The organism is Citrobacter telavivensis, assembly GCA_009363175.1.
GTDB classification, from domain to species: Bacteria; Pseudomonadota; Gammaproteobacteria; order Enterobacterales; family Enterobacteriaceae; genus Citrobacter_A; species Citrobacter_A telavivensis.
In genome coordinates this window covers 1,415,486-1,438,184 of sequence record CP045205.1, presented here as the reverse complement: position 1 = coordinate 1,438,184, position 22,699 = coordinate 1,415,486, and the positions used below count along the sequence as shown (strand labels likewise).

21 protein-coding genes, 1 tRNA gene and 1 pseudogene are annotated in these 22,699 nt (G+C 54.6%); 4 read left to right on the top strand and 19 right to left on the bottom strand.

The genetic code is table 11. The features are described 5' to 3' along the window. Positions 1-21: 21 nt before the first annotated feature. From GBC03_09020 to GBC03_08945, 16 genes and pseudogenes are all read right to left on the bottom strand, one after another. Positions 22-822, bottom strand: coding sequence for an ATP-binding cassette domain-containing protein (locus GBC03_09020; protein ID QFS70340.1), 801 nt, complete (start codon positions 820-822; stop codon positions 22-24). Then, positions 819-1,808, bottom strand: coding sequence for an ATP-binding cassette domain-containing protein (locus GBC03_09015; protein ID QFS70339.1), 990 nt, complete (start codon positions 1,806-1,808; stop codon positions 819-821). The genes GBC03_09020 and GBC03_09015 overlap by 4 nt, the downstream gene beginning before the upstream one ends. Beyond that, entirely contained in the window at positions 1,801-2,661 is an 861-nt protein-coding gene (locus GBC03_09010) for an ABC transporter permease subunit (protein QFS70338.1), read from the bottom strand. The genes GBC03_09015 and GBC03_09010 overlap by 8 nt, the downstream gene beginning before the upstream one ends. Continuing rightward, positions 2,658-3,614 carry an ABC transporter permease subunit gene (locus GBC03_09005; GenBank protein ID QFS70337.1) on the bottom strand — a complete coding sequence of 319 codons (957 nt, stop codon included), beginning with the start codon at positions 3,612-3,614 and terminating at the stop codon, positions 2,658-2,660. Before GBC03_09005 ends, GBC03_09010 begins: the two co-directional genes overlap by 4 nt. Before the next feature lie 12 nt (positions 3,615-3,626). Beyond that, positions 3,627-5,189: an ABC transporter substrate-binding protein gene (locus GBC03_09000; protein QFS70336.1), complete on the bottom strand. Its 1,563-nt coding sequence runs from the start codon at positions 5,187-5,189 to the stop codon at positions 3,627-3,629. Between the two features lie 22 nt (positions 5,190-5,211). Next, positions 5,212-6,429 (bottom strand): amidohydrolase, encoded by a 1,218-nt coding sequence (locus GBC03_08995; GenBank protein QFS70335.1) that lies wholly within the window; start codon positions 6,427-6,429, stop codon positions 5,212-5,214. Between the two features lie 53 nt (positions 6,430-6,482). Continuing rightward, positions 6,483-7,259, bottom strand: a complete 777-nt coding sequence (locus GBC03_08990) for an ATP-binding cassette domain-containing protein (GenBank protein ID QFS70334.1) — start codon at positions 7,257-7,259, stop codon at positions 6,483-6,485. Further along, the gene (locus GBC03_08985; protein ID QFS70333.1) at positions 7,259-8,029 is read right to left on the bottom strand and encodes an ABC transporter permease subunit; all 771 of its coding nucleotides are present in this window, start codon (positions 8,027-8,029) and stop codon (positions 7,259-7,261) included. The genes GBC03_08990 and GBC03_08985 overlap by 1 nt, the downstream gene beginning before the upstream one ends. Continuing rightward, a complete protein-coding gene (locus GBC03_08980) occupies positions 8,026-9,033 on the bottom strand; it encodes a taurine ABC transporter substrate-binding protein (GenBank protein ID QFS70332.1) in 1,008 nt (335 codons plus the stop codon). Before GBC03_08980 ends, GBC03_08985 begins: the two co-directional genes overlap by 4 nt. Positions 9,034-9,089: 56 nt before the next feature. Further along, a complete protein-coding gene (locus tag GBC03_08975; GenBank protein ID QFS70331.1) occupies positions 9,090-9,809 on the bottom strand; it encodes an amino acid racemase in 720 nt (239 codons plus the stop codon). Next, entirely contained in the window at positions 9,802-10,806 is a 1,005-nt protein-coding gene (locus GBC03_08970; protein QFS70330.1) for a D-cysteine desulfhydrase, read from the bottom strand. Before GBC03_08970 ends, GBC03_08975 begins: the two co-directional genes overlap by 8 nt. A gap of 297 nt (positions 10,807-11,103) precedes the next feature. Further along, on the bottom strand, positions 11,104-11,529 hold the full coding sequence (gene arsC / locus GBC03_08965) for an arsenate reductase (glutaredoxin) (protein QFS70329.1): 426 nt from the start codon (positions 11,527-11,529) through the stop codon (positions 11,104-11,106). A gap of 12 nt (positions 11,530-11,541) precedes the next feature. Next, positions 11,542-12,831 (bottom strand): arsenite efflux transporter membrane subunit ArsB, encoded by a 1,290-nt coding sequence (arsB, locus tag GBC03_08960; protein QFS70328.1) that lies wholly within the window; start codon positions 12,829-12,831, stop codon positions 11,542-11,544. Between the two features lie 45 nt (positions 12,832-12,876). Then, complete coding sequence (gene arsD / locus GBC03_08955) at positions 12,877-13,560, bottom strand: arsenite efflux transporter metallochaperone ArsD (protein QFS70327.1); 684 nt, start codon at positions 13,558-13,560, stop codon at positions 12,877-12,879. Positions 13,561-13,607: 47 nt separating this feature from the next. Then, positions 13,608-13,961: an As(III)-sensing metalloregulatory transcriptional repressor ArsR gene (gene arsR, locus GBC03_08950; protein QFS70326.1), complete on the bottom strand. Its 354-nt coding sequence runs from the start codon at positions 13,959-13,961 to the stop codon at positions 13,608-13,610. A gap of 215 nt (positions 13,962-14,176) precedes the next feature. Further along, a pseudogene (locus tag GBC03_08945) lies at positions 14,177-14,260 on the bottom strand (XRE family transcriptional regulator). Positions 14,261-14,376: 116 nt separating this feature from the next. Here GBC03_08945 and GBC03_08940 point away from each other — a divergent pair. Then, a complete protein-coding gene (locus GBC03_08940; protein ID QFS70325.1) occupies positions 14,377-15,129 on the top strand; it encodes a hypothetical protein in 753 nt (250 codons plus the stop codon). Between the two features lie 396 nt (positions 15,130-15,525). Here the strand turns inward: GBC03_08940 and GBC03_08935 are convergent. Both GBC03_08935 and GBC03_08930 read right to left on the bottom strand, forming a co-directional pair. Then, positions 15,526-15,599: transfer RNA gene (locus tag GBC03_08935), tRNA-Gly, on the bottom strand. Positions 15,600-15,678: 79 nt separating this feature from the next. Further along, on the bottom strand, positions 15,679-16,428 hold the full coding sequence (locus GBC03_08930) for a peptidoglycan DD-metalloendopeptidase family protein (protein ID QFS70324.1): 750 nt from the start codon (positions 16,426-16,428) through the stop codon (positions 15,679-15,681). Positions 16,429-16,749: 321 nt separating this feature from the next. Here GBC03_08930 and xdhA point away from each other — a divergent pair, with 321 nt between their 5' ends. From xdhA to xdhC, 3 genes are read left to right on the top strand one after another with little or no spacing between them, the layout of a single operon-like run. After that, positions 16,750-19,047, top strand: coding sequence for a xanthine dehydrogenase molybdenum-binding subunit XdhA (gene xdhA / locus GBC03_08925; GenBank protein ID QFS70323.1), 2,298 nt, complete (start codon positions 16,750-16,752; stop codon positions 19,045-19,047). 10 nt (positions 19,048-19,057) lie between these two features. Further along, positions 19,058-19,933, top strand: a complete 876-nt coding sequence (gene xdhB, locus GBC03_08920; GenBank protein ID QFS70322.1) for a xanthine dehydrogenase FAD-binding subunit XdhB — start codon at positions 19,058-19,060, stop codon at positions 19,931-19,933. Beyond that, a complete protein-coding gene (gene xdhC / locus GBC03_08915) occupies positions 19,933-20,412 on the top strand; it encodes a xanthine dehydrogenase iron sulfur-binding subunit XdhC (protein QFS70321.1) in 480 nt (159 codons plus the stop codon). Before xdhB ends, xdhC begins: the two co-directional genes overlap by 1 nt. 65 nt (positions 20,413-20,477) lie before the next feature. Here the strand turns inward: xdhC and GBC03_08910 are convergent, their stop codons facing one another. Then, positions 20,478-22,256, bottom strand: a complete 1,779-nt coding sequence (locus GBC03_08910; protein ID QFS70320.1) for a PAS domain-containing protein — start codon at positions 22,254-22,256, stop codon at positions 20,478-20,480. Between the last annotated feature and the right edge of the window lie 443 nt (positions 22,257-22,699).

The following is a 22,699-nucleotide window of genomic DNA, read 5'->3' as shown; positions in this document are numbered from 1 at the left end:
GGGAATGCCCCCTTTGCAGACTTAACCGTTAGCGACGATGCGTGTTTCTCCCTGCGTGTCGGGATACTCAGGCAGAATGGCATTCAACAAATAGCGCGTGTAGTCATGACGCGGTGCAGCAAAGACTTCTGCGGTTTCTCCCTGCTCAACGATCTCTCCCCGGTACATCACCCCCACGCTGTCAGCAATGTGCCTGACCACGTTAAGATCATGAGAGATAAAGAGATACGCCAGCCCATAGTCACGCTGTAATTGCATCAGCAGATTGAGAATTTGCGATTGGATCGAGACGTCCAACGCGGAAACCGGCTCATCACAGACGATCAGCTTCGGCTTCAGGATCAGCGCCCGGGCAATACCGAGACGCTGGCGCTGACCGCCGGAAAACTCATGCGGATAGCGGGCGCTATCCTGTGGCCGCAGGCCAACCTGCTCCAGCATCTCAGCAACCTGCGTCTTGCGATTACCGGCACCATGGATAATCAGCGGCTCTTCCAGGCTATAGCCAATGGTGCGTTTTGGATCGAGCGATGAAAGCGGGTCCTGAAAAATCATCTGCATGTCGCGGCGCACGCTCCGCCATCCAACGGCGTTACGCCCCGCAAGCGGTCGCCCCTCAAACGCTATCTCGCCCGCGCTTGCGGACGTCAACCCCAGCACCAGGCGGCCGGTCGTGCTTTTTCCACTGCCGGATTCCCCCACCAGCGCCCAGGTTTCGCCCGCATTCAGGGTAAAACTGATGTTATCAACCGCCTGTACCGACTGCCCACGACGGCTAAAGGTTTTCGACAGGTTTTTAACGCTTAACAACGGTGTCGTCATCTCAACACTCCCGCTTCGTCGGCCCGCCAGCAGCGAACCTGTTGTGCCTTGTGCCCTACCGCCCGCAGTTCAGGTGCCTGTGCCCGACAGCGCGGCTGCGCCAGCGGGCAGCGATCGGCGTAAGTGCAGCCTAAAGGCAAGTCATGCAACGCGGGCACCTGACCACGAATTTCCGCCAGCGGCGTTTTCGGTGTGTGATCCGCCGACGGACGCGCCGCCAGCAGCGCACGGGTATACGGATGACGTGGACGCTCAAACAGCGTGTGTACATCCGCCTCTTCCACAACCTGTCCGGCATAGAGCACCACCACCCGCTGACAAAGCCGTGCGACCACGCTCAGATCGTGCGTGATAATGACAATGCCCATCCCCGACTTCTGGTTAATTTCCTCCAGCAAATCGAGGATTTGTGCCTGAATGGTGGCGTCCAGCGCCGTGGTGGGCTCATCGGCAATCAGCAACGACGGTGACGTCGCAATGGCCATTGCAATCATCACGCGCTGACGCATACCGCCAGAGAGTTCATGCGGCCAGGCACCCGCGCTGCGGGCAGGATCGACAATACCAACCTGCGTCAACAGGCTGATAATTTTCTGCTGACGCTGCGCTCGATTCAACGAGGTATGTAGCCGCAGGTTCTCATCAATCTGCAAGCCAATGGTCATCACCGGGTTCAGGCTGGCGAGCGGGTCCTGAAAAATCATCGCCATTTCATGCCCGTTTCGCTGACGGCGCGCTTTCGCCGACAGCGAATGCAATGCTTTTCCTGCCAGCGTTACCTCGCCGTGAACCCGACAGGTACGGGGAGACAGTAGCCCCATCAGTGCCTGCGCGGTCACGCTCTTACCGCAGCCGGATTCACCAATAATACCGAGAGTCTCATGTGTGTTAACCCGAAAGGAGACGCCACGCACCGGAGAGACAACGCCCTGCCGGGTAGCGAAATGAACCTCAAGCTCCTTCACGTCAAGCAAGATATCAGCCATGGCGACCTCCTTGTTTTAGCCGCCGTAACACGCGACGCGGCAGAGGCTTCAGGCTGGGATCGGCATTATCTCTCAGGTCGTCGCCTATGATATTCAGCCCCAGGATCAGCAGTACAATGGCAACCCCTGGAAAAAAGGTCATCCACCACGCGTTAAAGATAACGGCCTTACCTTCCAGTAACAGGTTGCCCAGGCTGGGCATTGGCGCAGGCACGCCGGAGCCGAGAAAACTCAACGCCGCTTCGGTAAGAATGGCCACCGAAAATACCCAGCTCACCTGCACGATAAACGGCGAGATGACGTTAGGCAGCAGGTGCAGCCAGATAATGCGCGAAGCGTTCGCCCCCTGCGCGCGCAGGGCTTCGATAAAATTCTTCTCTTTAATGACCATGGCCGCACCGCGGATCACCCGGGCTATCGACGGTACGTAAACCAGCGACAACGCCAGCACCACGTTGGCGATATTCGGCCCCAATACCCCCACAATGGCGATGGCAAGCAACAGAGACGGAAACGCGAACAGACCATCGCAGACACGCATTAACACTCTGTCGACCGGACGATACCAGGCACACAGTAAACCGATGACGATCCCCGTGACGCCTACAATCAGCGCCACCGCAGCACCAACCGAGAACGACACCCGCACCGCAAGCGCCACGCGAACAAAAAGGTCTCGCCCGAAGTTATCGGTACCAAACCAGTGCTCAACGGAAGGGGGTTTCAGGCGGCTTAACGGATCGATGCTGTAGGGATCGTAAGGACTCACCAGGCTGGCAAAAAACGACAACAGTACGATCGACACCAGTACGGCGGGCCAGATCAACAGCGTCGGGTTTCTCGACAGGTTCATTTTTCCCCTCCGTCTATAGACAGTCGCGGATCGGCCAGATAGCTCAGCAGATCCACCGCCAGGTTGATCAACACGTAACAAACCGTGATCAGTAGCACCACGCCCTGGATCACCGTCACGTCACGCCGTTCGATCGAATCCACAATCAGCGAACCCACGCCCGGAATACCGAACACACTCTCGATAACGAGAGTGCCGGTCACCAGCGAGGCGAACGATTCGCCGCAAATGGTCAGAATCGGGATCAGGCTGTTTTTCAAAGTATGCCGCAGCAGCACCAGCCGCTCCGGAACCCCCTTTGCCCGTGCGGTGTTGATAAAAGGCTCCTGCATGACATCCAGCATCACAGCCCGGGTCATACGGGCTATCAGCGCGGCAATGCGCAGTCCCAACGCGAATGCAGGCAAGGTTAAATACCAGACGTTTAGCCAGAAAGAATCGTTGGTGGAGCGATAGCCCACCACCGGAAACCAGCGCAGCTGAACGGCAAAGAAAAAGATCAGAAACAGGCCAAGCAAAAACCCCGGCACCGACATGCCAAACGTCGCCAACATACGAATGATGCGATCCGCGATGCCGCCATGTTGCCAGGCGCTTACCACGCCGCCCGCTAGCCCAAGAATGAGCGCGATGAGCTGGGCGTATAACGCCAGCGCCAGCGTCGGCGTCAGATGCTGTAAAAACAGCGACATGACGCTGGTATTCAAAAACAGTGAATGCCCCAGATCGCCAGTCAGTATCTCGCCAAACCAGCTAAAGAACTGCACAAACAACGGCCTGTCCAGCCCCATCTGCTGGCGCAGCGCGGCAATATCCTGAGGACTGGCATCGTTCCCCAGGATCACCAGCGCCGGATCGCCCGGCGCCAGGTGAATCAGACAGAACACCACCACCGACACCACCAGCAGCACCGGTAGCAGTGCCAGCAGGCGGTGAAAAAGGTATCTTTTCATCGCCTTTCTCCATCAGGGTTTCGTCACGCTAACGTTCCACAGCACGGGACCTATCAGATCCTGGTAGCCTTTCACATTGCTTTTGATCGCCACCGCATCCGGCGTAGTACGGCCCAGCACGATAACCGGCAGATATTGCCAGCTCAGCGTGTTCAGTTTATCCACCAACGGTTTGGCCGCTTTCAGCGACGACGCTTGTTTAATCTGATCCAGCACGTTGTCAATTTCCGGGCTGTTGCTCAGGCCGGGGAATTTCGCCCGGGAATCCAGGAAAGGATACTGATGCAGCACCTGACGCATTGAGAATTCCAGCGCGCAGAGATCGAAGTTTTTCGGATCCTGGCGGCGTTGCAGCACCGTCGGCCAGTCGTACACGTCCAGCCGCGATTTCACGCCAATCTGTTTCAGCACCTGTTGGGCCACAATCGCCAGGTTATACAGTTCGGCATACTCTTTAGTGGCAATGATCACCACCTCTTCACCCTTGTAGCCCGAGGCCTTCACCAGTGCACGAGCCTCGTCCAGCTTATGTTGATTCCAGAAGGGTTTGCCGGCTTCGCTGTACCAGTCCACCTGATCCGGGAAGCCCAGTGAGGGATCTTCGTTGAAGAAACGCGGATCGCTGTAACCCGCCAGCAGCGTCTGATGAACGTCGAGCGCCAGGTTAAATGCCTGCCGCAGCTTCACGTTGGCGAACGGCCCCTGGTTTTTATTGAACAGGTAGGTAATGAGCGAGCCGCCGCTTTGCGGCTGAAACAGCGACAGATCCGGCGCGCTGCTAAGCGTGTCGATATTGTCCTTCGGCAACTGGAATACCAGATCGTATTCACCGGTCATCGCCCCGGCCAGGCGCGTGGATTCATCGGTTATATAGCGGAACCAGATGTCCTTCACGTCCGCTTTCTTTTCGCCCGACAGGCCGCTCGCCGGTTCGGCGCGTGACTGGTACTGGTCATAGCGGGTCAGATGCAAATAATCACCAGGCTTGAATTCCGCCAGCTTGTAAGGGCCGGTGCCTATCAGTTCAGCGATCGGCTTTTTGCTGCTGTTGGCCTCGTCGACAATGCGTTTCGGCATAATTGCGGCAATGTTCTTCACGTCCGCCAGCACGTTGAGTGTAATGAGCGACGGAGCAGGCAGCGTAAAGGTGACTGTTTTATCATCCACCTTACTGAACTGCACGCCGGGGAGGTTGGCTTTCCCCTGCGTGGACACCGCCAGCCAGCGGTTCATTGAAGCCACCACGTCATCGGCAGTCAGCGGTTGTCCGTCATGAAAATGGATCCCATCGCGCAATACAAAGGTGTAGGTCTTGCGATCGTCGCTCAGGGTATAGCGTTGTACCAGCTCCGGTACGGGCTCAAATTTAGCGTTGATGGTGAACAGCGTTTCGAAAATATGCCTGTCCACGTCTGAGGTGGCGTTGTTGGTCGTCAGATAAGGATCCAGCGTGCCCGGCCGGTTTCCGTAGGCAATATTCAGCGAAGCGTTACGATCGACGTTCTCAGCCTGCGCGCTTCCCAGGGGTAAAACCGCCGCCAGCAGGAGTGCGGCGGCAGAAAACAGCATTTTCATTGTTATGATACTCCGGCTAAGGTCATGCGGCTTGCGTGGCGGCGGTTTGCCCGGCAAATTCGTCTTTCGCTTCCTGCAGCAGTGCGGCATCGGTTAACAGACGCAGCCCGGTTCGCGCCAGCACTTGTGCCCCCGCGATCAGCGCGTCATATCCCTGCACTGAGTTCGCGGCTTCGCGAAACGCCACGGTGTGTCCAATCAACTCATCGGGGCCAATCTTGATGTACGGATGTGCGGTCGGCACCGCGTGGCTGATATCGCCTGCGTCGGTGGAGCCCAGCCCCTCTTTTTCCTTCAGCTCGACGTTTTCTCCTGCGGCGGTGAATTCGTCCAGCAGCACGCCGTTCAGCGTGTGGTTGATATTGAAATCTCGCGGCCCGACCTGGTGCTCAATTTTCACCGTGGTGCCGGTTGCCAGCGCAACACCTTCCGCAATCGCGCGGATGCGCGGTTCCAGCGCTACCACCTCTTCACGGGTATGGGCGCGGATGTAATAGTGCGCCGAGGCATACTCCGGGATCACATTCGGCGCCTGACCGCCGTTGGTAATAATGCCGTGAACGCGGATGCCGTCCGGCAGTTGCTGGCGCAGAACGCTGATCCCGTTGTAGAGCAGCACAAGCGCATCCAGAGCATTCACGCCTTTATGCGGCGAGCTGCCCGCGTGGGACGGTTTGCCATAAAAATGGAAGTACAGATGATTGTTTGCCAGCGACGGGCCAGACAGTCGCGTTTTACCCGCCGGGTGGATCATCAGCGCCGCATCGACGCCCTTCAGGAAACCGTGCTCCACGAACCGGGCCTTCACATTACCATTCGGGCCGCCTTTACCCCGCAGTCCGCCCTCTTCCGCAGGCGTACCGAGTACCACTACCTTACCCCCTGTCGTGTCCAGCGTTTCGCTAAGGGCAACCGCTGCGGCGATACTGGTGACCCCAATGATGTTGTGGCCACAGGCATGGCCAATATCAATAAGCGCATCGTATTCCGCGAGGTACGCGATAGTTGGACCGGGTTTGCCGCTCTCCTTTACCGCATAAAAAGCCGTTTCATGGCCGGCGACATTGAGGGTGACAACAAAGCCGTGCCTCTCCAGCAGTTGAGTCAGCAGGCCGCTGGCGTAATACTCGTTGTTGCCCGTTTCCGGGTGGGCGTGAATATCTTTGGCGATGGCCACATATTCATCCCGGTGCTGTTGAATACTGGTTTCAAGACGGTCTCGTAATTCGCTGTTGCTCATTGCTTCCACCTCAGTCATGACGGTTGATTCATTCCCGACACCGGGAACTACGTTTAAGATAAGTGCCGTTTCGCCTCCTGGCGCACCCGATGCAGAACGTGATGTTTGATCTCGCTGTAGGCGGGGTGTTCGGCAAGCGTTTCGATATCCCGATCGCGGCCAAAGGGCAGAACGATCTCATCGACGATTTTTCCGGGTTTTGCTGACATGATCAGAATGCGATCGGCGAGAAACAGCGCCTCTTCGACATCGTGAGTGACGAAGAGCAACGTGGTGCCGGTGGAAAGCCAGGCCTCACGCAGCAGTTCCTGCATCATCAGCCGGGTTTGTGCATCCAGTGCGCCGAACGGCTCATCCAGCAGCAGCACTTCCGGGCCGGGAAGCCAGGCTCGTGCCAGCGCCACGCGCTGCTTCATGCCGCCTGAAAGCTGCCAGGGGGCGTGATGTTCAAAGCCTTTCAGCCCCACTCGCTCAAGCCATGCCTGCGCCTGCACGTTGGTTTCATCCTTGTGGTGTTTGCCCAGACGTGGGCCAAAGGTGACGTTTTCCAGCACCGACAGCCACGGGAACAGGTTGGGTTGCTGGAAGATCATCCCGCGATCGGGACCAGGCTGTCGTACCGTTTTGCCGCCAGCCACCACTCGCCCCCGATCCGGTTTACTAAACCCGGCGACCAGGTTCAGGATGGTGGATTTACCACAGCCAGACGGCCCAAGCAGGACCACAAACTCGCCGCTGTTGAGGCTCAGGTTGATATCTTCCAGCACTGTAAACGGCTGCGGTTTCGCCGCAAAAGAGAGCGACACATTTTCCAGGTTAATAGCACTCATTATTCTTTCCCCGCCCAGGGCACCATCAGGCGCTGTAACCCCAGCAGCAATAAATCCAGGAGATAGCCAATACCGCCCAACAGCAAAATACCAAGCATGACAATATCGGTGCGCAAGTAAGCGCTGGCGTTGATCACCATCCAACCCAGACCAGAGCTGGCAGCGACCATCTCTGCGGCAATCAGCGACGTCCAGCCGATGCCAATGGAGAGCCTGACGGTGGTAAAGAGATCCGGCAGCGCATCCGGCAACACCACGCGCAGGAAGATTTGCCTGCGTGATGCGCCCAGCGTCTGCGCCACGCGGATGCGCGAACGACCAATACGCTCAACGGCCGCCGATGCACCCACCACCACGCTCAAAAATGTGGCGATGAAAATCAGGAAAAACTTGGAGGCCTCGCCAATCCCCAGCCAGACGACGGCCAGCGGGATCAGCGCAATTTTTGGCAAAGGACGCAGGAACTGCACGAAGGGATTAAGCACCGCCGCCAGGCCGTCAGACAGCCCCATCAGTAAACCCAGCGGAATACCGATGATAATCGCCACGGAAAACGCGCCAAGTGCACGCGCGAGGCTCACCGCAATGTGTTCCCAGAGCGGCACCTGGCGATAGCCATCGGCCAAAAGCTCTTCAGTTGTCAAACCGATGTCCGTCAGCGATGGTAACAGCAGCGGATCGACCCACTGCTGCGTTGCCGCCACTTGCCAGACGATAAAGAAAATCGCCACCGACACCACGCTGATGGCGATATGCTGACTCAATCTCATTGCGCCGCCACCGCCGCATCACGAATGTAGCGGGAATCAATCGCGGTATCCCAGTTGGCGGGAATATCACGCTTGCGAATCTCACCGATGTCGGCAAGGAAGCGGGAGGTTTTGGTCAACGCTTTGCCAATACCACTGTCTGTGGTTTGGGTGCCATTTCCCAGCCAGTCAGCCGTCCCTTGCTGGGCCAACGTGGGATATTCCAGCCCGCCCAGCGTATTGGCGGCGGTGGTGACCGGAGCACCCACTTCTTTCGCGACAATGGCTGCGGCGCGTTCCGGATCTTTCCTGAACTCATCCACTTTCTGCTGGTGTACGCGCAGGAAGGCGGTCACCGCTTCCGGATACTGTTCGGCAAAGGCTTTACGCACCACATAGTTGTTGTAAATCAGGTAACCCTCTTTCTGCAGATCTTTGGTCGCAAAGACCTGATGGCCACCCGAAGCCTCCAGCTCCTGCGCAAACGGCGCCCAGACATAACCAGCATCAATGTCACCACGTTTCCAGGCCGCCACCATTTCTGCTGGACGCAGCGGCAGCAGCGTAATTTTGCTGCGATCCAGTTTGTTTACATCGATCGCGGCTTCGAGAGCGTACTGTGCCGTTGAATTGGGTGGATAGGCGACACGCTTGCCCTCGATATCATTGATTTTCACAACGCCGTCTTTGCCGATCAGTCGCTCGTAGCTGGCAATCACGCCCGAAACGCCAATAATTTCGACCGGTAATTTACGCACAATACCCGCTGTCGCCGGGCTGGAACCAAAATTGGCAATATCGATCGCGTTACTGGCGAAATAATTCAAAGCATCTGCACCAGAGGCAAATTGCACCCATTTCACTTTGCTGTTTAACGCGGTATCCAGAGAGCCGTCGGCTTTTGCCAGCATTAATACCTGGGAACCACCGCTATAGGCCACACGAACTTCAGTTGGCGTTGCTGCAAAACTTATATTTGCCCATACCCCACCCGCCGCAATTAATAAGCAGAGACTTTTCTTCATTTTATTTTCCCGTGATTGTTCTGAATTTATCGTCCGTTATCGCACCGGACAGCGTTCTAATTAAACTGTGCGTAGGTTTGCCATAATTGCGAACATCGCTCTGCCAGTGCCTGAGCCGGATCCCAGGTGAGATGGAGGAAAGGCGCATTGGCCGCTTCCAGCGCAACCGGCACTTCGGTACAGGCCAGCACTAACTTTTGCGCACCTCGGGCAAACAGTGCGTTGGCCTGCAACGTCAGTAATTCCCCACCTTCATTTAGCGAACCTCGTTTTACTGCGTAGCAGCCCGGTACAAACCAGTGATCCAGTTCCTCAGGGACTGGCACGATTGCCTCAATACCCAGCGCTGCCAGTCGCTCCTGATACCAGCCCGCCTCCAGCGTGCCTTTGGTGGCGATCACCCCCACCCGCTGAGGCTTATCCTCAGCCTGTGACAGCGCATCCAGCGTGGCATCAACAATGTGCAAAATGGGCGCATTACTGGCTTCACTCAGCGCGTCGTACCAGTGGTGCGCCGTGTTGCACGGTATGGCGATATGGCTTGCCCCTGCCTGGTTAAGCTTCTCAACAGCGTGAAGCAACTGCGGCAGGGGCGATGGTCCTTTGCCCGCCAGCGCGTCCTGGCGATCGACAATTTGCGGCACATTCCAGACGACCGTGGGGATCTGCTGTTGATCGCTCTGTGCGGGCGTGGCCTCCAGCAGGCGGCGCTGAAAATCCAGTGTTGCCAGCGGCCCCATACCACCCAGTACGCCAAGCAGGAAAGGCTTAGACATGCTCCAGTACCTGACGATAACCAAACAGACCCGCCGCGCCGCCGGTATGGATAAACACGACGTTTTCATCCTGACGGAAATGGCCTTTACGGATGAGATCGATAAGCCCGGCCATGCCTTTGGCGGAATAGACCGGATCGAGCAGAATGCCTTCATGGCGGGCGAGCAGCGCCAACGCTTCCAGCGTGCCTTCTGTCGGCAAACCGTACCCATCACCGACATAATCACTGTTCGCCACCACCGCATGACGCGACAGTTCCCCCGGCACACCGAGCAGATCCAGTGTCCGCGAGGCCAGATTCCAGACGTTCTCTTCCTGTTTTGTTTTTGGCGCCCGCACGCTAATGCCAAGCACTGGAATATGGCTGTTGGTGGCGGTAAAACCGGCGACTAACCCAGCTTGCGTGCCGGTACTGCCGGTGGCGTGAACCACATGATCGATGCGCAGACGGCGCTCTGATGACTGGTACAACAGCTCTTCCGCGCAGGCCACGTAGCCCAGCGCGCCGATCGGGTTCGAGCCACCGCCGGGGATGATATACGGCGTGTGCCCCTGTTCACGCAGCGTCGCCGCGTATTCCTCCATCGCCTGTTGCATATCGGTACCGCCCGGCAGGTGGGCGACGATGTCGCCGCCGAGCAGCGTATCCAGCAATACGTTACCTGAACGCTGATAATCTTCACCAAAATCGGTAACGCGTTTTTCCAGCAGCGCCTTCGCTTTCAGCCCGAGACGCGCGGCGCCCGCGATCGTCTGGCGCACGTGGTTTGACTGCGTCGCCCCCTGGGTAATGACCACATCGGCTTTTTTCTCCAGCGCATCCGCCAGCAGGAATTCCAGCTTGCGGGTTTTATTTCCGCCCGTTGCCAGACCGGTTGCGTCGTCGCGTTTAATCCATATTTTAGGTCCGCCTAATAATTTGCTTAAATTATTCAGCGGCTCCAGCGGCGTGGGAAAATGACCAAGTGAAATTCGTGGAAACCGGGCCAGATGCATAAATGCTCCTTGCTAATAAAAAGGGCTTTATAAAAGTGAAATTCACTATACACATCTGCATGATGGGGCCAATCAAGAATACTAAATAACGATTACTGAAAAATGAATAAGCAGAAAAAGAGTGGCTGACGGGATAAGATATATTCTGTTCTGGAATGGCTTGCGGCAAAAAAGAATAACGCTTTCCTTCCGCAAAGCGTTACAGGAAGGCTTACTTCATAGAAATCATGCGTTGTTTTAAAAGGTCAATAATTTAAATGGTCAACAAACAGGGGGGACATTCCTCCCCCCTGATGTTTACTTCACTCTTTGACCTGCATCATTAACCACTTTCTCGCCATCTTCTTTCGCGAACGCGCCTTTTTGCGCATCAGGGAGAATATCCAACACCACCTCTGAAGGACGGCACAGACGCGTTCCCAGCGGCGTCACCACAATCGGACGGTTAATCAGGATCGGATGCTGAAGCATAAAGTCGATTAACTGCTCGTCAGTAAAGTTATCTTCCGCAAGCCCCAGTTCTTCGTAAGGCTCAACGTTTTTACGCAGCAAGGCCCGGACTGAAATGCCCATATCTGCAATGAGTTTGACCAGCTCATCGCGTGACGGTGGATTCTCAAGGTAATGAATAATCGTCGGCTCAGTACCACTGTTGCGGATCATCTCCAGCGTATTACGCGACGTACCGCAGGCTGGGTTGTGATAAATAGTGATGTTGCTCATATCAGTATCTCATTACAAAGTGAAAGAGAGGCGTAGCGCCAGCACGGCCAGCGTTACAAACAGCACGGGCAGCGTCATGATAATCCCGGTGCGGAAATAATACCCCCAGGTGATGGTCATGTTCTTCTGTGAAAGGACATGCAGCCAGAGCAGCGTTGCCAGACTACCAATAGGGGTAATTTTCGGCCCCAGGTCGCAGCCAATCACGTTGGCGTAAATCATCGCCTCTTTGATTACGCCGGTTGCGGTACTGCCATCAATCGAGAGCGCGCCAACCAGCACGGTAGGCATGTTGTTCATGATGGAAGAGAGGAAAGCCGTCAGGAAGCCCGTACCCAACGTCGCGGCCCAAAGTCCTTTATCTGCCAGCACGTTCAGCACAGCGGAGAGATATTCCGTTAGCCCGGCGTTGCGCAGACCGTAGACCACCAGATACATCCCCAGCGAGAAGATGACGATTTGCCAGGGCGCACCGCGCAGCACTTTACCGGTATTAATGGCATGGCCTCGTTTCGCCACCGCAAACAGGATGACAGCCCCTACAGCCGCAATGGCGCTGACCGGAATACCGAGCGGCTCAATGACGAAAAAGCCAACCAGCAGAAGAATCAACACTATCCAGCCGGTTCTGAACGTTGCCAGATCTTTAATCGCATTCGCCGGTGCTTTCAGAAGGGCTAAATCGTAAGTCGGCGGAATATCTTTGCGGAAGAACAGATGCAGCATCACCAGTGTGGCGATAATGGCGGCGATATCCACCGGCACCATCACCGACGCATACTCAGTAAACCCCAGTCCGAAGAAATCAGCAGAAACGATATTCACCAGGTTTGACACGATAAGCGGCAGACTGGCCGTATCGGCAATAAACCCGGCAGCCATGACAAATGCCAGCGTAGTGCCTTTACTGAAACCTAATGCCAGCAGCATGGCGATAACAATCGGCGTCAGAATAAGCGCTGCGCCATCGTTAGCAAACAGCGCCGCGACCGCTGCGCCAAGCAGAACGATATACGTAAAGAGCAAACGGCCACGACCGTTACCCCAGCGTGAAACGTGCAGTGCCGCCCATTCGAAAAAGCCGGATTCATCCAGAAGCAGACTGATGATAATCACGGCAATAAACGTTGCGGTAGCGTTCCAGACGATATTCCATACCACCGGAATATCGCCCATGTGTACAACGCCCGAGATTAACGCCAGCACCGCGCCCAACATCGCACTCCAGCCGATCCCTACTCCCTTCGGCTGCCAGATAACCAAAACGAGGGTCAGGACAAAAATAGCGCCTGCCAGTAACATACATCCTCCTGACAGGGCGACTCTGCCGCCCTGTATACACTAGAATTAACCCGCCAGCGCTCTGAGTTTTTCGATGCCAGTAGGTTCTGTCGCCAGTACCGGTACTAACGCGATGCGGTTAGCATGCTGATTCTTCACGGCATCAATCTGAGACAACTCTTGCCGGGCACGCTGGCAAAGCAGCGGTGAACGCGTCTGCGCAATAGCAAGGCTGTTATTGATTATCCAGCCCCAGGGGTGGATCCCCGCGCGTTCCAGATCGGCCTGCAAATTTGCCGCTTCCAGCACAGGTGTGGTTTCAGGCAGAGTGACAAGCAGAACGTTGGTACGTTCCGGATCCTGAAGCTGCATCATCGGGGTGGTAAAATGACCCTTGTCGCCCATTTTCTTAGCAATCTCACGGTGATAAGCCCCGGTTGCATCCAGCGGAATACCGAACCAACGAGCCAGCTCAGCGCGTTTTGGGTATCGCCCCGCCATCACCGTTTCACCGTCCAGCAACAGCAGCGGAAGCCCTTCTGCTCCAGATGCGTCGAGGAATGCTTTCGCCTTCTCGTTCTGAACAAAGCTCATGGGCTGCTGCGCCAGGTTGTAACGTTCAACCTGCACGCCACGCCCTTTCAACCACTGCACATCCGCAGAAAAATCGACCAGAACCTGATCGACATCGGAACCACAAACGCCGGTACTGCAGCACATCGCCGGTTCAAACACCGTTAACGCCTTCATCTTTAACACCTCACATTCGATAAAGCATATATGTACAGGCAAATTTTTTAGATACAAACAGCTTTACCGCTACCAGAGCAGTTAGCCGATGCCAGCTTACGGGCGATGGCCTGCACGTCGTCCTGTTGGCTTAGCCAGCCCTGCTCAATCACCTGCGCAGCCCAGGAAGGAATATGCGGTGATAAGCGGTAATGAACCCATTTACCCTGCTTGCGATCCAGCAATAATCCACTTTCCCGAAGCATTGCCAGGTGCCGGGAGATCTTGGGCTGGGACTGTTCCAGCGCCGTGCAGAGATCGCACACGCACAGTTCCCCCATCTCCCTGAGCAGCAACACGATGCCCAGACGAGTTTCATCGGAGAGGTTTTTGAAGAGTTGTATTGATGATAATTGCGGCATAAGCCCTCCTGCTTCTGTCTGGCAGTCTCTCTCTGCAACCATAAAATGTCAAAATTATATTTGAATTTTCATATATGAAATGAGAGATGATTGAATACGCCGCCACACCGTTGGCTGGCCTTACGGATCTTTTCCGCTGCACTCGTGCTTCTGTCTTTAAGAGAACAGCAAACAACTCCGTCGGTTGATATTGTTGACGGGACGGGTCCGATATAAGCAAAAGCTTCCTGACGCATTCCGGTGGCAATGCACAATGCTTTTACTCGTTGTTCAAACAGGGTTCGAAGGGACTTTTTCATCGCTGAATTTGCGCAGATGACCACTAAAGAGCCACTCACTTATCGTGATATTACGAATCAAACGTTTATTATGTTGTTAGAAACACCGCATGGGTGGATTTCGAGGAAAGAACAACATGTTTAAAGAGCAGATTAGAAAAACAGGCTTTATGTGCAAGGCAGCGTTAGGCACTTTACTCATCACAGCGTCAACATCATCCTACGCAACCGAAAGCATTGATCAACTGGCTACACGTATCGGAATGGATCACTTCCGTGAAGCAATAAAAAAGGGCGACCGCAACGCCTACAAAACCCTACCGGCAAAAGGCTATAAAAACGGTTTAACCGGATTATTGGTTAAAACGAATACTTACGTTAATCCCGAATACAGCTTTGCCGATTGCGACACGGACACGGTGATAGTTTCTGTTCAGGAAAACAAAACGTTGCCCGGTTGCCGAATCTCATTAAAGCTCGCAACCAAAGACGCAGATGGCAGTTATCACGATAATGGCATTCGCATCGAATACGGTATTGCTACTGGCTCCAAAAAGTTTATCGCCAACAATTCAGCGTGGGCGCAACATGCCATTAGTGGTGATAAAGTGCTTGAAGGTGCCCTCTACCCGGATAAAGCGAGTAGCGACAAAGATCAAATGTGCATGGGTATGGCCCAATTTACCGCAAACGTAACCGAGGGCCGAAACGGAGGAATGACCAAAGGAGAATATTATCAGCGTCTCGATAATATGAATGGCAAGTCCGAAGTCACTCCCCAGATGATTACGCTCTATAAGACTTTCGTTGACTACGTATATGAACACCCGAAACAGGACGCTCAGGTTTCAGCGAAATTCATTTACACTAACTGTATGAATAACTTTTAATTCTTTGTTGATACAATAGTGTGACGATAGTTGCTCTGAAAATATCGTATTCACGCGGTAACAGCTGCCACTCGCTTCTTCTCCATAATCGTTCCACGGGCTTGTACACCGGCAGATCGCCGGTGTCGTTCAGCGCACCCGCTTTGTTGCGTCTTGTCATGTGCCATAGATCTTCATTATTTGTTCGGCCGAAACGGCGCATCGGGGCAAAAGTTGTCACACCAGAAATGCTGCAGGCAAAATGGCTGTAGCTGACTGAAAGTATTCCCCATCCATACCCCCACATAGAGCTTGACCCTGAGGGAGTACAATTGCGTTCAATAGACTAATAGAATGCAATAACTGCTGATTTATCAAGGGAAAATTGAGTTTGGTAGACTTCAGGAGACTTGAGTCTGGAGCGGGCGAAGGGAATCGAACCCTCGTATAGAGCTTGGGAAGCTCTCGTTCTACCATTGAACTACGCCCGCTTTGGTGTGCGTAAGGCATTATAAACCTTACGCTCTTGTTGGCAAGGGACAGGCCTGCTGACTGGCGATTAATTCGCCGTCAGCATTTTGGTTTGCTGCCCTGCGGTGGCAGGTAACGCTGCGGATCGATGGCCGTCGCACGATAGCGAATCTGGAAATGCAACCGCACCGAGGCCGCATCAGTACTGCCCATCGTGGCAATTTTCTGTCCGGCCTTCACGCTTTGCCCGTTATTCACCAGCATCGTGTCATTGTGCGCGTAGGCAGTAATGTAATCTTCACTGTGTTTGATCATGATGAGATTACCGTAGCCGCGCAGTTGGTTGCCCACGTAGACCACCTTCCCTGCCCCGGCAGCGTAAACAGGCGTACCACGGGCAGCGGAAATGTCGATCCCCTTGTTGCCACCTTCCGCCGTGGAGTAAGGCAGGATCACCTTACCGCTGGCAGGCCATTGCCAGCAACGTTGTCCCACCGGAGGCCAGGACGATTGCGGCACAGAAGAGGACGGTCTGACCGCTGCCGTTTTGGTGGACGATTTTTTAGTGGATTTCGCTGAGGCCGTTTTCGAACCACCGAGCTTCAGCTTTTGCCCCACCTCAATGGTATACGGCGGAGAAATGCCGTTCAGACGCGCAAGATCTTTGACGCTGGTGCCGGTAGTGCGTGAAATACGGTAAAGCGTATCCCCCCGTTTAACGGTATAAACGGCGCCAGCCCCGGATCCAGAATTAGACGATTTGCTCCCCGAGCAGCCTGCGATCAGCAATCCTGCACAAAGCAGCATGGCAATACCCAGGCTATTTTTCTTCAGGCGTCCTGCGCTCAAAACCGTTCCTCGCAACATTCACAGACGCCATATGATAGCAGTCATAATCCGGATGCCAAATTTATTGAGTCGGTAAGTATCATCACAGACTGCCAGATAAACGCTATCACTGCCACTTACCGTGTATCACAATGAGTTGATTAAACTCATAATGATACGCAAGACATCCGTTTTTCCCGGTCTGTTATCCCCTTTATCAGGTCATATTATTATCTCCGTCACACTTCCCGTCTCCCACCGTTCGACTTTGCGCTTCTGGCGTAATTCTTGCCTGATTTAACGGTTGTTCAGGAACCGAATAGTCAAATCAAGGGGACGTTTATGGATGCGCGGGAAGCAACCGCTACCGGTGAGTCATGTATGCGCGTGGATGCCATTGCTAAAGTGACCGGGCGGGCTCGATATACTGATGATTACATGATGGCGGGTATGTGTTATGCCAAATACGTTCGCAGCCCGATTGCCCACGGTTACGCCACCAGCATCGACTGTGACGAGGCGAAAACCCTGCCCGGGGTGTTGGCCGTGTTTACCTGGGAAGATGTACCTGATATTCCATTCGCCACGGCAGGACACGCCTGGACGTTGGATGAGAACAAACGCGACACCGCCGACCGTTTACTGCTGACCCGTCACGTACGCCATCATGGCGATGCGGTCGCGATTGTCGTGGCAAGAGACGAGTTAACCGCGGAGAAAGCCGCCCTGCGGGTGAAGGTGGAATGGGAAAAACTCCCGGTGATTACTACGCCAGAGGCCGCTCTGACGCAGGAGGCAGTCCCCATTCACCCCGGCGGTAATCTGCTCAATCGCAGTGAAATGACTACGGGGAATGTGCAGCAGGCCATTGATGCCGCAGATTATCAACTCCAGGGACATTACCAGACCCCAGTCATTCAACACTGCCATATGGAAAGCGTCACCTCATTTGCCTGGATGGAAGATGACTCGCGTATTTCCATCGTCTCCAGCACGCAGATTCCTCACATTGTACGGCGGGTTGTGGGTCAGGCGCTGGATATTCCCTGGTCATGCGTGCGGGTCATCAAACCGTACGTCGGCGGCGGATTTGGCAACAAACAGGATGTGCTGGAAGAGCCAATGGCCGCGTTCCTGACCCGTAAACTGGGCGGTATTCCGGTGAAAGTTTCGCTGAGTCGCGAAGAGTGTTTTCTCGCTTCCCGGACCCGCCATGCGTTCACGATTGATGGACAGATGGGACTCAATCGCGACGGCACGTTGAAAGGCTATCGTCTGGATGTCCTGTCAAATACCGGCGCCTATGCCTCGCACGGACATTCAATCGCCTCGGCGGGCGGCAACAAAGTGGCCTGGCTCTATCCCCGTAGCGCGTATGCTTACCGTTCCACCACCTGCTATACCAATCTCCCTTCCGCTGGCGCGATGCGCGGCTACGGCGCGCCGCAGGTGATCTTTGCCGTGGAATCGATGCTGGATGACGCCGCGACGGCGCTGGGTCTCGACCCGCTCGAGGTTCGGTTGCGTAATGCGGCCTGCGAAGGCGACAAGAACCCGATTACCGGCAAACGCATCTACAGCGCGGGACTCCCGGAGTGTCTGCAAAAAGGCCGCGCGCTGTTTGAATGGGATGCCCGTCGTGCTGAATGTCAGCACCAGCAGGGCAATATCCGCCGGGGTGTCGGCGTCGCCTGCTTTAGCTACACCTCCAACACCTGGCCGGTCGGCGTGGAAATCGCCGGTGCCCGTCTGCTTATGAATCAGGATGGCACGATCAACGTTCAGAGCGGTGCCACAGAAATCGGTCAGGGGGCGGATACCGTCTTCTCACAGATGGTAGCGGAAACCCTCGGCGTGCCGGTCAGCGATGTACACGTCATTTCGACCCAGGATACCGATATTACCCCGTTCGACCCCGGCGCATTTGCCTCTCGCCAAAGCTATGTCGCCGCACCGGCACTGCGCAAAGCGGCAATGCAACTGCGCGATAAAATCCTCCATCACGCTGCCGACATGCTGCATCAGTCCGTCATGAACCTGACGCTGACGGCAGGTAGCATCGTCCTTATCGATCGCCCGGACTCTCCGTTGCTGTCATTAAAAGACCTGGCAATGGATGCGTTTTATCACCCGGAACGCGGTGGCCAACTGTCAGCGGAATGTTCCGTGAAAACAACCACCAACCCACCGGCGTTTGGCTGCACGTTTGTCGATCTGAGCGTCGATATCGCCCTGTGCAAGGTCACTATCAACCGCATCCTCAATGTCCACGATTCCGGCCATATTCTGAATCCACAACTGGCGGAAGGACAGGTGCACGGCGGGATGGGGATGGGCATTGGCTGGTCGCTGTTTGAAGAGATGATCATCGATGCGGAAAGTGGCCTGGTGCGAAACCCCAATCTCCTCGATTACAAAATGCCAACCATGCCCGACCTGCCGCAACTGGAAAGCGCATTCGTTGAAACCCAGGAGCCGCAATCGGCGTATGGGCATAAATCCCTCGGCGAGCCGCCCATTATCCCGGTGGCTGCAGCCATTCGTAACGCCGTGAAAATGGCCACCGGCGTTGCGATTAATACGCTGCCCCTGACGCCAAAACGGTTGTATGCGGAGTTCCACCAGGCTGGCTTGATTTGAGGATAAGACCATGTTTGACTTTGCTTCTTACCATCGCGCGTCAGGCATTGCCGAGGCTATCAGCCTGTTGGCGCGCTATCCACAGGCGAAACTGCTCGCCGGTGGAACCGACGTCCTGATCCAACTTCATCATCATAATGCGCGTTACCGCCATATCGTTGACATCCATGATCTGCCCGAGCTCCAGGGAATGACGTTGACGAAGGAGGAGGGGTTGCGCGTCGGTTCCGCCACCACTTTTAGCGAGATTATCGAGCACCCCATTACGCAACGATATCTGCCAGCCCTGTGCGCTGCTGCCGCCTCTATCGCCGGACCGCAAATCCGTAATGTCGCCACCTACGGCGGGAATATCTGCAACGGCGCAACCAGCGCAGACTCGGCGACGCCAACGCTGATTTATGACGCCACGCTTGAGATAGCCTCGCCGAAAGGGGTGCGTTTTACCAGCATCAACGGTTTTCACACCGGCCCCGGAAAAGTCGCTCTTGAGCAAGATGAAATCCTTGTCGCCTTTCATTTTCCCCCGCAGCCCAGGGCCGATACCGGCAGCGCGCATTTTAAATACGCCATGCGTGATGCGATGGACATTTCGACCATTGGCTGCGCGGCACGATGCCAACTGGATAACGGCGGTATTAAAGAACTTCGCCTGGCGTTCGGCGTTGCGGCTCCCACGCCAGTTCGCTGTCAGCATGCGGAGAGCGCGGCGCAAAATGCGCCATTGACCCTGCAAACGCTGGACGCGATCGCTGAATCCGTTCTGCAAGACGTCGCCCCGCGCTCTTCCTGGCGGGCCAGTAAGGAATTTCGTCTGCATCTCATCCAGACGATGACCCGGAAAGTTGTAACTGAAGCCGTTGTCGCGGCGGGAGGAAAGCTGTAATGAATGACACTAACCGAATCACGCTGGAATGCGTCATCAATGGTCACCCTTTTCAGCTCAGCATTCTGGCGGGAATGCCGCTCTCTGAACTCCTGCGCGAACAAGGGTTGCTGAGCGTCAAACAGGGATGCTGTGTCGGTGAATGCGGTGCCTGTACGGTTCTGGTTGACGGTACGGCCATTGACAGTTGCCTGTATCTTGCCGCGTGGGCAGCAGGAAAAGATATCCGCACACTGGAAGGCGAATCGGCTGGCGGTCAACTTTCACGTGTCCAGATGGCTTATGCCACATCCGGCGCCGTACAGTGCGGCTTTTGTACGCCAGGTTTGATTATGGCGACCACCGCAATGCTGGCAAAGCCGCGGGAACAGCCGTTGACCATTCTGGAGATCCGTCGCGGACTGGCGGGAAATCTGTGCCGCTGCACCGGATATCAGATGATTGTCGATACCGTACAGCGCTGCACCGGACCAGAATAAATAATAGACGCCGCCTCTTTCAGATTGCCTCCGGGATGGAGGCATTCACACGTTTGCGTGCCGAGTTAAACGTTCAACAGCTCGTACTTTTTAATCTTGCGATAGAGCGTCGCAATCCCGATGCCTAACTCATCCGCCACCTGCTTTTTGTTGGCGTGGCGGGACAGCGCTTCGCGGATCATCTGCTTTTCCATCTCTTCCAGCGCGGTTCCACCAGTGTCATCGGACAGCAGCTGCGCCATGTGAGCCACCGCACCAACCGATTCCGGCGCTTTACCGTTGTTGATGAGATTTGGCGGTAAGAGCGTACTGTCTATCACCTCACCCGAAGGAACCACGTTGACCAGATACTCCATCAGGTTGCTGAGCTCGCGCAGGTTGCCCGGCCATTGATGGTGCCTGAGCAGGGTTACCACATCCGGTGCAATACCCGGGTAGACCAACCCTAAGCGGCGAGTATGCAGATGCAGAAAATAGTGCACCAGCAGTTCAATATCGTCCTGTCGCTCACGTAGCGGCGGCAGGGTCAGTGGGATAACGTTCAGTCGATAGAACAGGTCTTCGCGGAATTTACCTTCAGCGATAAACTGCCCGAGGTTCTGATTGGTGGCTGAAATAATGCGGATATCGACCTGAACCGGGCTGCTCGCCCCCAGCGGCAACACCTCTCTCGCTTCAATTGCCCTGAGCAGTTTAGCCTGTAGCATCAATGGCATATCGCCAATTTCATCGAGAAACAGCGTTCCACTGTTCGCCGCCTGAATCAGGCCGGTTTTCCCATTGGCGGAAGCGCCGGTGAATGCGCCTTTGACATAGCCGAACAGTTCACTTTCCAGCAACGGTTCCGGTATCGCAGCGCAGTTGATGGCGATAAACGGTTTATTGCGTCGTTCACTCAGTTTATGAATGGCGCGCGCGACCACCTCTTTCCCGGTGCCGCTTTCCCCCACAATCATGATGCTGGACGGACTGGGTGCAATGCGACTAATCAGTCGCTTAAGCTGGCGCATGACCCGACATTCACCAACCAGTTGCTCAATATGCGGCTCATCGGTGGCAATCGACACAGAGGAACTGGTATGCGACTGATGGAAGGCCATCAGGAATAACTGCCGCCCCTGAACATGATGCAACTGACCAATAATCAGTTCACTTTTATCATCCCAGGAGACGATATGCTGCATATGCCCGTGGGTGAAATTACTTTCAAACGTTAATGGCCGGAACCTGACCGACTTTCCCATCATATTATTCTGCGCCGCACCGAGAATTTTTAACGCGGTTTGATTCGCGAACTGTACGCGGTTATCTTCATCAATGACTAACACACCTTGATCCATATTCTCGATCATTGTCGAAAATATTTTACTGATGTTGTCACTCCCACTCTGGTCTTCGAGAAGTTTTGAAACAAAAATGGTGGATATATGGCGAACATAATCTGAAAACTCGCGCAGGTTGTCATTGATATGTTCCTGCTGTTCATGCGTTACGGCAATCAAACTGATCACGCCTACACAGCGGTCCTGTAGAATGACCGGCGTTCCCAGAAAAGCTTTCTCACGACAGTTCTCCTTGCTATCGCAATCTTCGCACAACGGATCAAAGCGGGAATGCGTCACAACCTTTTCTTTTTTACTTTCCAGTACATAGCGTAACAGTCTGGAGTTACCGCTCAACGGGCGTCCGAGGTATTTACCGTAGGCGCCGGTACCTGCGACGCGGCAGAGGTTGTCGTCGACGATCTCAACTTCGAGTTGCAAAACGCTGGCAAGCATTCTGGCGAAACGCTGAATGGTCGGTTGAATCTGCATCAAAACGGACTGCGTTGTTGCAAGCACCATAGTCTTACCTTCCGGAATCACTTAAATGATTGATCATTGAAGACATTGATGGTTCGTAGAATATAAGGATACTAACTCAGACAAATTTTGCTTTGATAAAAACACAGGCTCTTTATCATTTTATAATGAAAATATGCAAGAGAAATCACATTTCCATATCAATATGAGAATCAGCGGAGTGAGTTTATCAAACTGACGGTATTTACACCCCTTCCGGGTATTATTCCGCCAGTAATTTCATTGACAGATTGCGATATTTATTAAGCCAAACGTTTTCGTATATTCATGACGAATTACAGATAGCTTTATTCTGTGATCGAAACCACATATTGCCGGATGAATTTCTGTTTATCCGCCGCCGGATTCATTTTGGCACGCTTATTGTTAGTCCCTGGTATATCGGTGATGCCGCTTGTCATTACCGCGAATAAGCCACCTTGCCG

Excerpts from the sequence above, each read along its gene's own strand:
- GBC03_09020 (QFS70340.1), bottom strand. The coding sequence starts at position 822 with ATGACGACACCGTTGTTAAGCGTTAAAAACCTGTCGAAAACCTTTAGC.
- GBC03_09015 (QFS70339.1), bottom strand. The coding sequence starts at position 1,808 with ATGGCTGATATCTTGCTTGACGTGAAGGAGCTTGAGGTTCATTTCGCT.
- GBC03_09010 (QFS70338.1), bottom strand. The coding sequence starts at position 2,661 with ATGAACCTGTCGAGAAACCCGACGCTGTTGATCTGGCCCGCCGTACTG.
- GBC03_09005 (QFS70337.1), bottom strand. The coding sequence starts at position 3,614 with ATGAAAAGATACCTTTTTCACCGCCTGCTGGCACTGCTACCGGTGCTG.
- GBC03_09000 (QFS70336.1), bottom strand. The coding sequence starts at position 5,189 with ATGAAAATGCTGTTTTCTGCCGCCGCACTCCTGCTGGCGGCGGTTTTA.
- GBC03_08995 (QFS70335.1), bottom strand. The coding sequence starts at position 6,429 with ATGAGCAACAGCGAATTACGAGACCGTCTTGAAACCAGTATTCAACAG.
- GBC03_08990 (QFS70334.1), bottom strand. The coding sequence starts at position 7,259 with ATGAGTGCTATTAACCTGGAAAATGTGTCGCTCTCTTTTGCGGCGAAA.
- GBC03_08985 (QFS70333.1), bottom strand. The coding sequence starts at position 8,029 with ATGAGATTGAGTCAGCATATCGCCATCAGCGTGGTGTCGGTGGCGATT.
- GBC03_08980 (QFS70332.1), bottom strand. The coding sequence starts at position 9,033 with ATGAAGAAAAGTCTCTGCTTATTAATTGCGGCGGGTGGGGTATGGGCA.
- GBC03_08975 (QFS70331.1), bottom strand. The coding sequence starts at position 9,809 with ATGTCTAAGCCTTTCCTGCTTGGCGTACTGGGTGGTATGGGGCCGCTG.
- GBC03_08970 (QFS70330.1), bottom strand. The coding sequence starts at position 10,806 with ATGCATCTGGCCCGGTTTCCACGAATTTCACTTGGTCATTTTCCCACG.
- arsC (QFS70329.1), bottom strand. The coding sequence starts at position 11,529 with ATGAGCAACATCACTATTTATCACAACCCAGCCTGCGGTACGTCGCGT.
- arsB (QFS70328.1), bottom strand. The coding sequence starts at position 12,831 with ATGTTACTGGCAGGCGCTATTTTTGTCCTGACCCTCGTTTTGGTTATC.
- arsD (QFS70327.1), bottom strand. The coding sequence starts at position 13,560 with ATGAAGGCGTTAACGGTGTTTGAACCGGCGATGTGCTGCAGTACCGGC.
- arsR (QFS70326.1), bottom strand. The coding sequence starts at position 13,961 with ATGCCGCAATTATCATCAATACAACTCTTCAAAAACCTCTCCGATGAA.
- GBC03_08940 (QFS70325.1), top strand. The coding sequence starts at position 14,377 with ATGTTTAAAGAGCAGATTAGAAAAACAGGCTTTATGTGCAAGGCAGCG.
- xdhA (QFS70323.1), top strand. The coding sequence starts at position 16,750 with ATGGATGCGCGGGAAGCAACCGCTACCGGTGAGTCATGTATGCGCGTG.
- xdhB (QFS70322.1), top strand. The coding sequence starts at position 19,058 with ATGTTTGACTTTGCTTCTTACCATCGCGCGTCAGGCATTGCCGAGGCT.
- xdhC (QFS70321.1), top strand. The coding sequence starts at position 19,933 with ATGAATGACACTAACCGAATCACGCTGGAATGCGTCATCAATGGTCAC.
- GBC03_08910 (QFS70320.1), bottom strand. The coding sequence starts at position 22,256 with ATGGTGCTTGCAACAACGCAGTCCGTTTTGATGCAGATTCAACCGACC.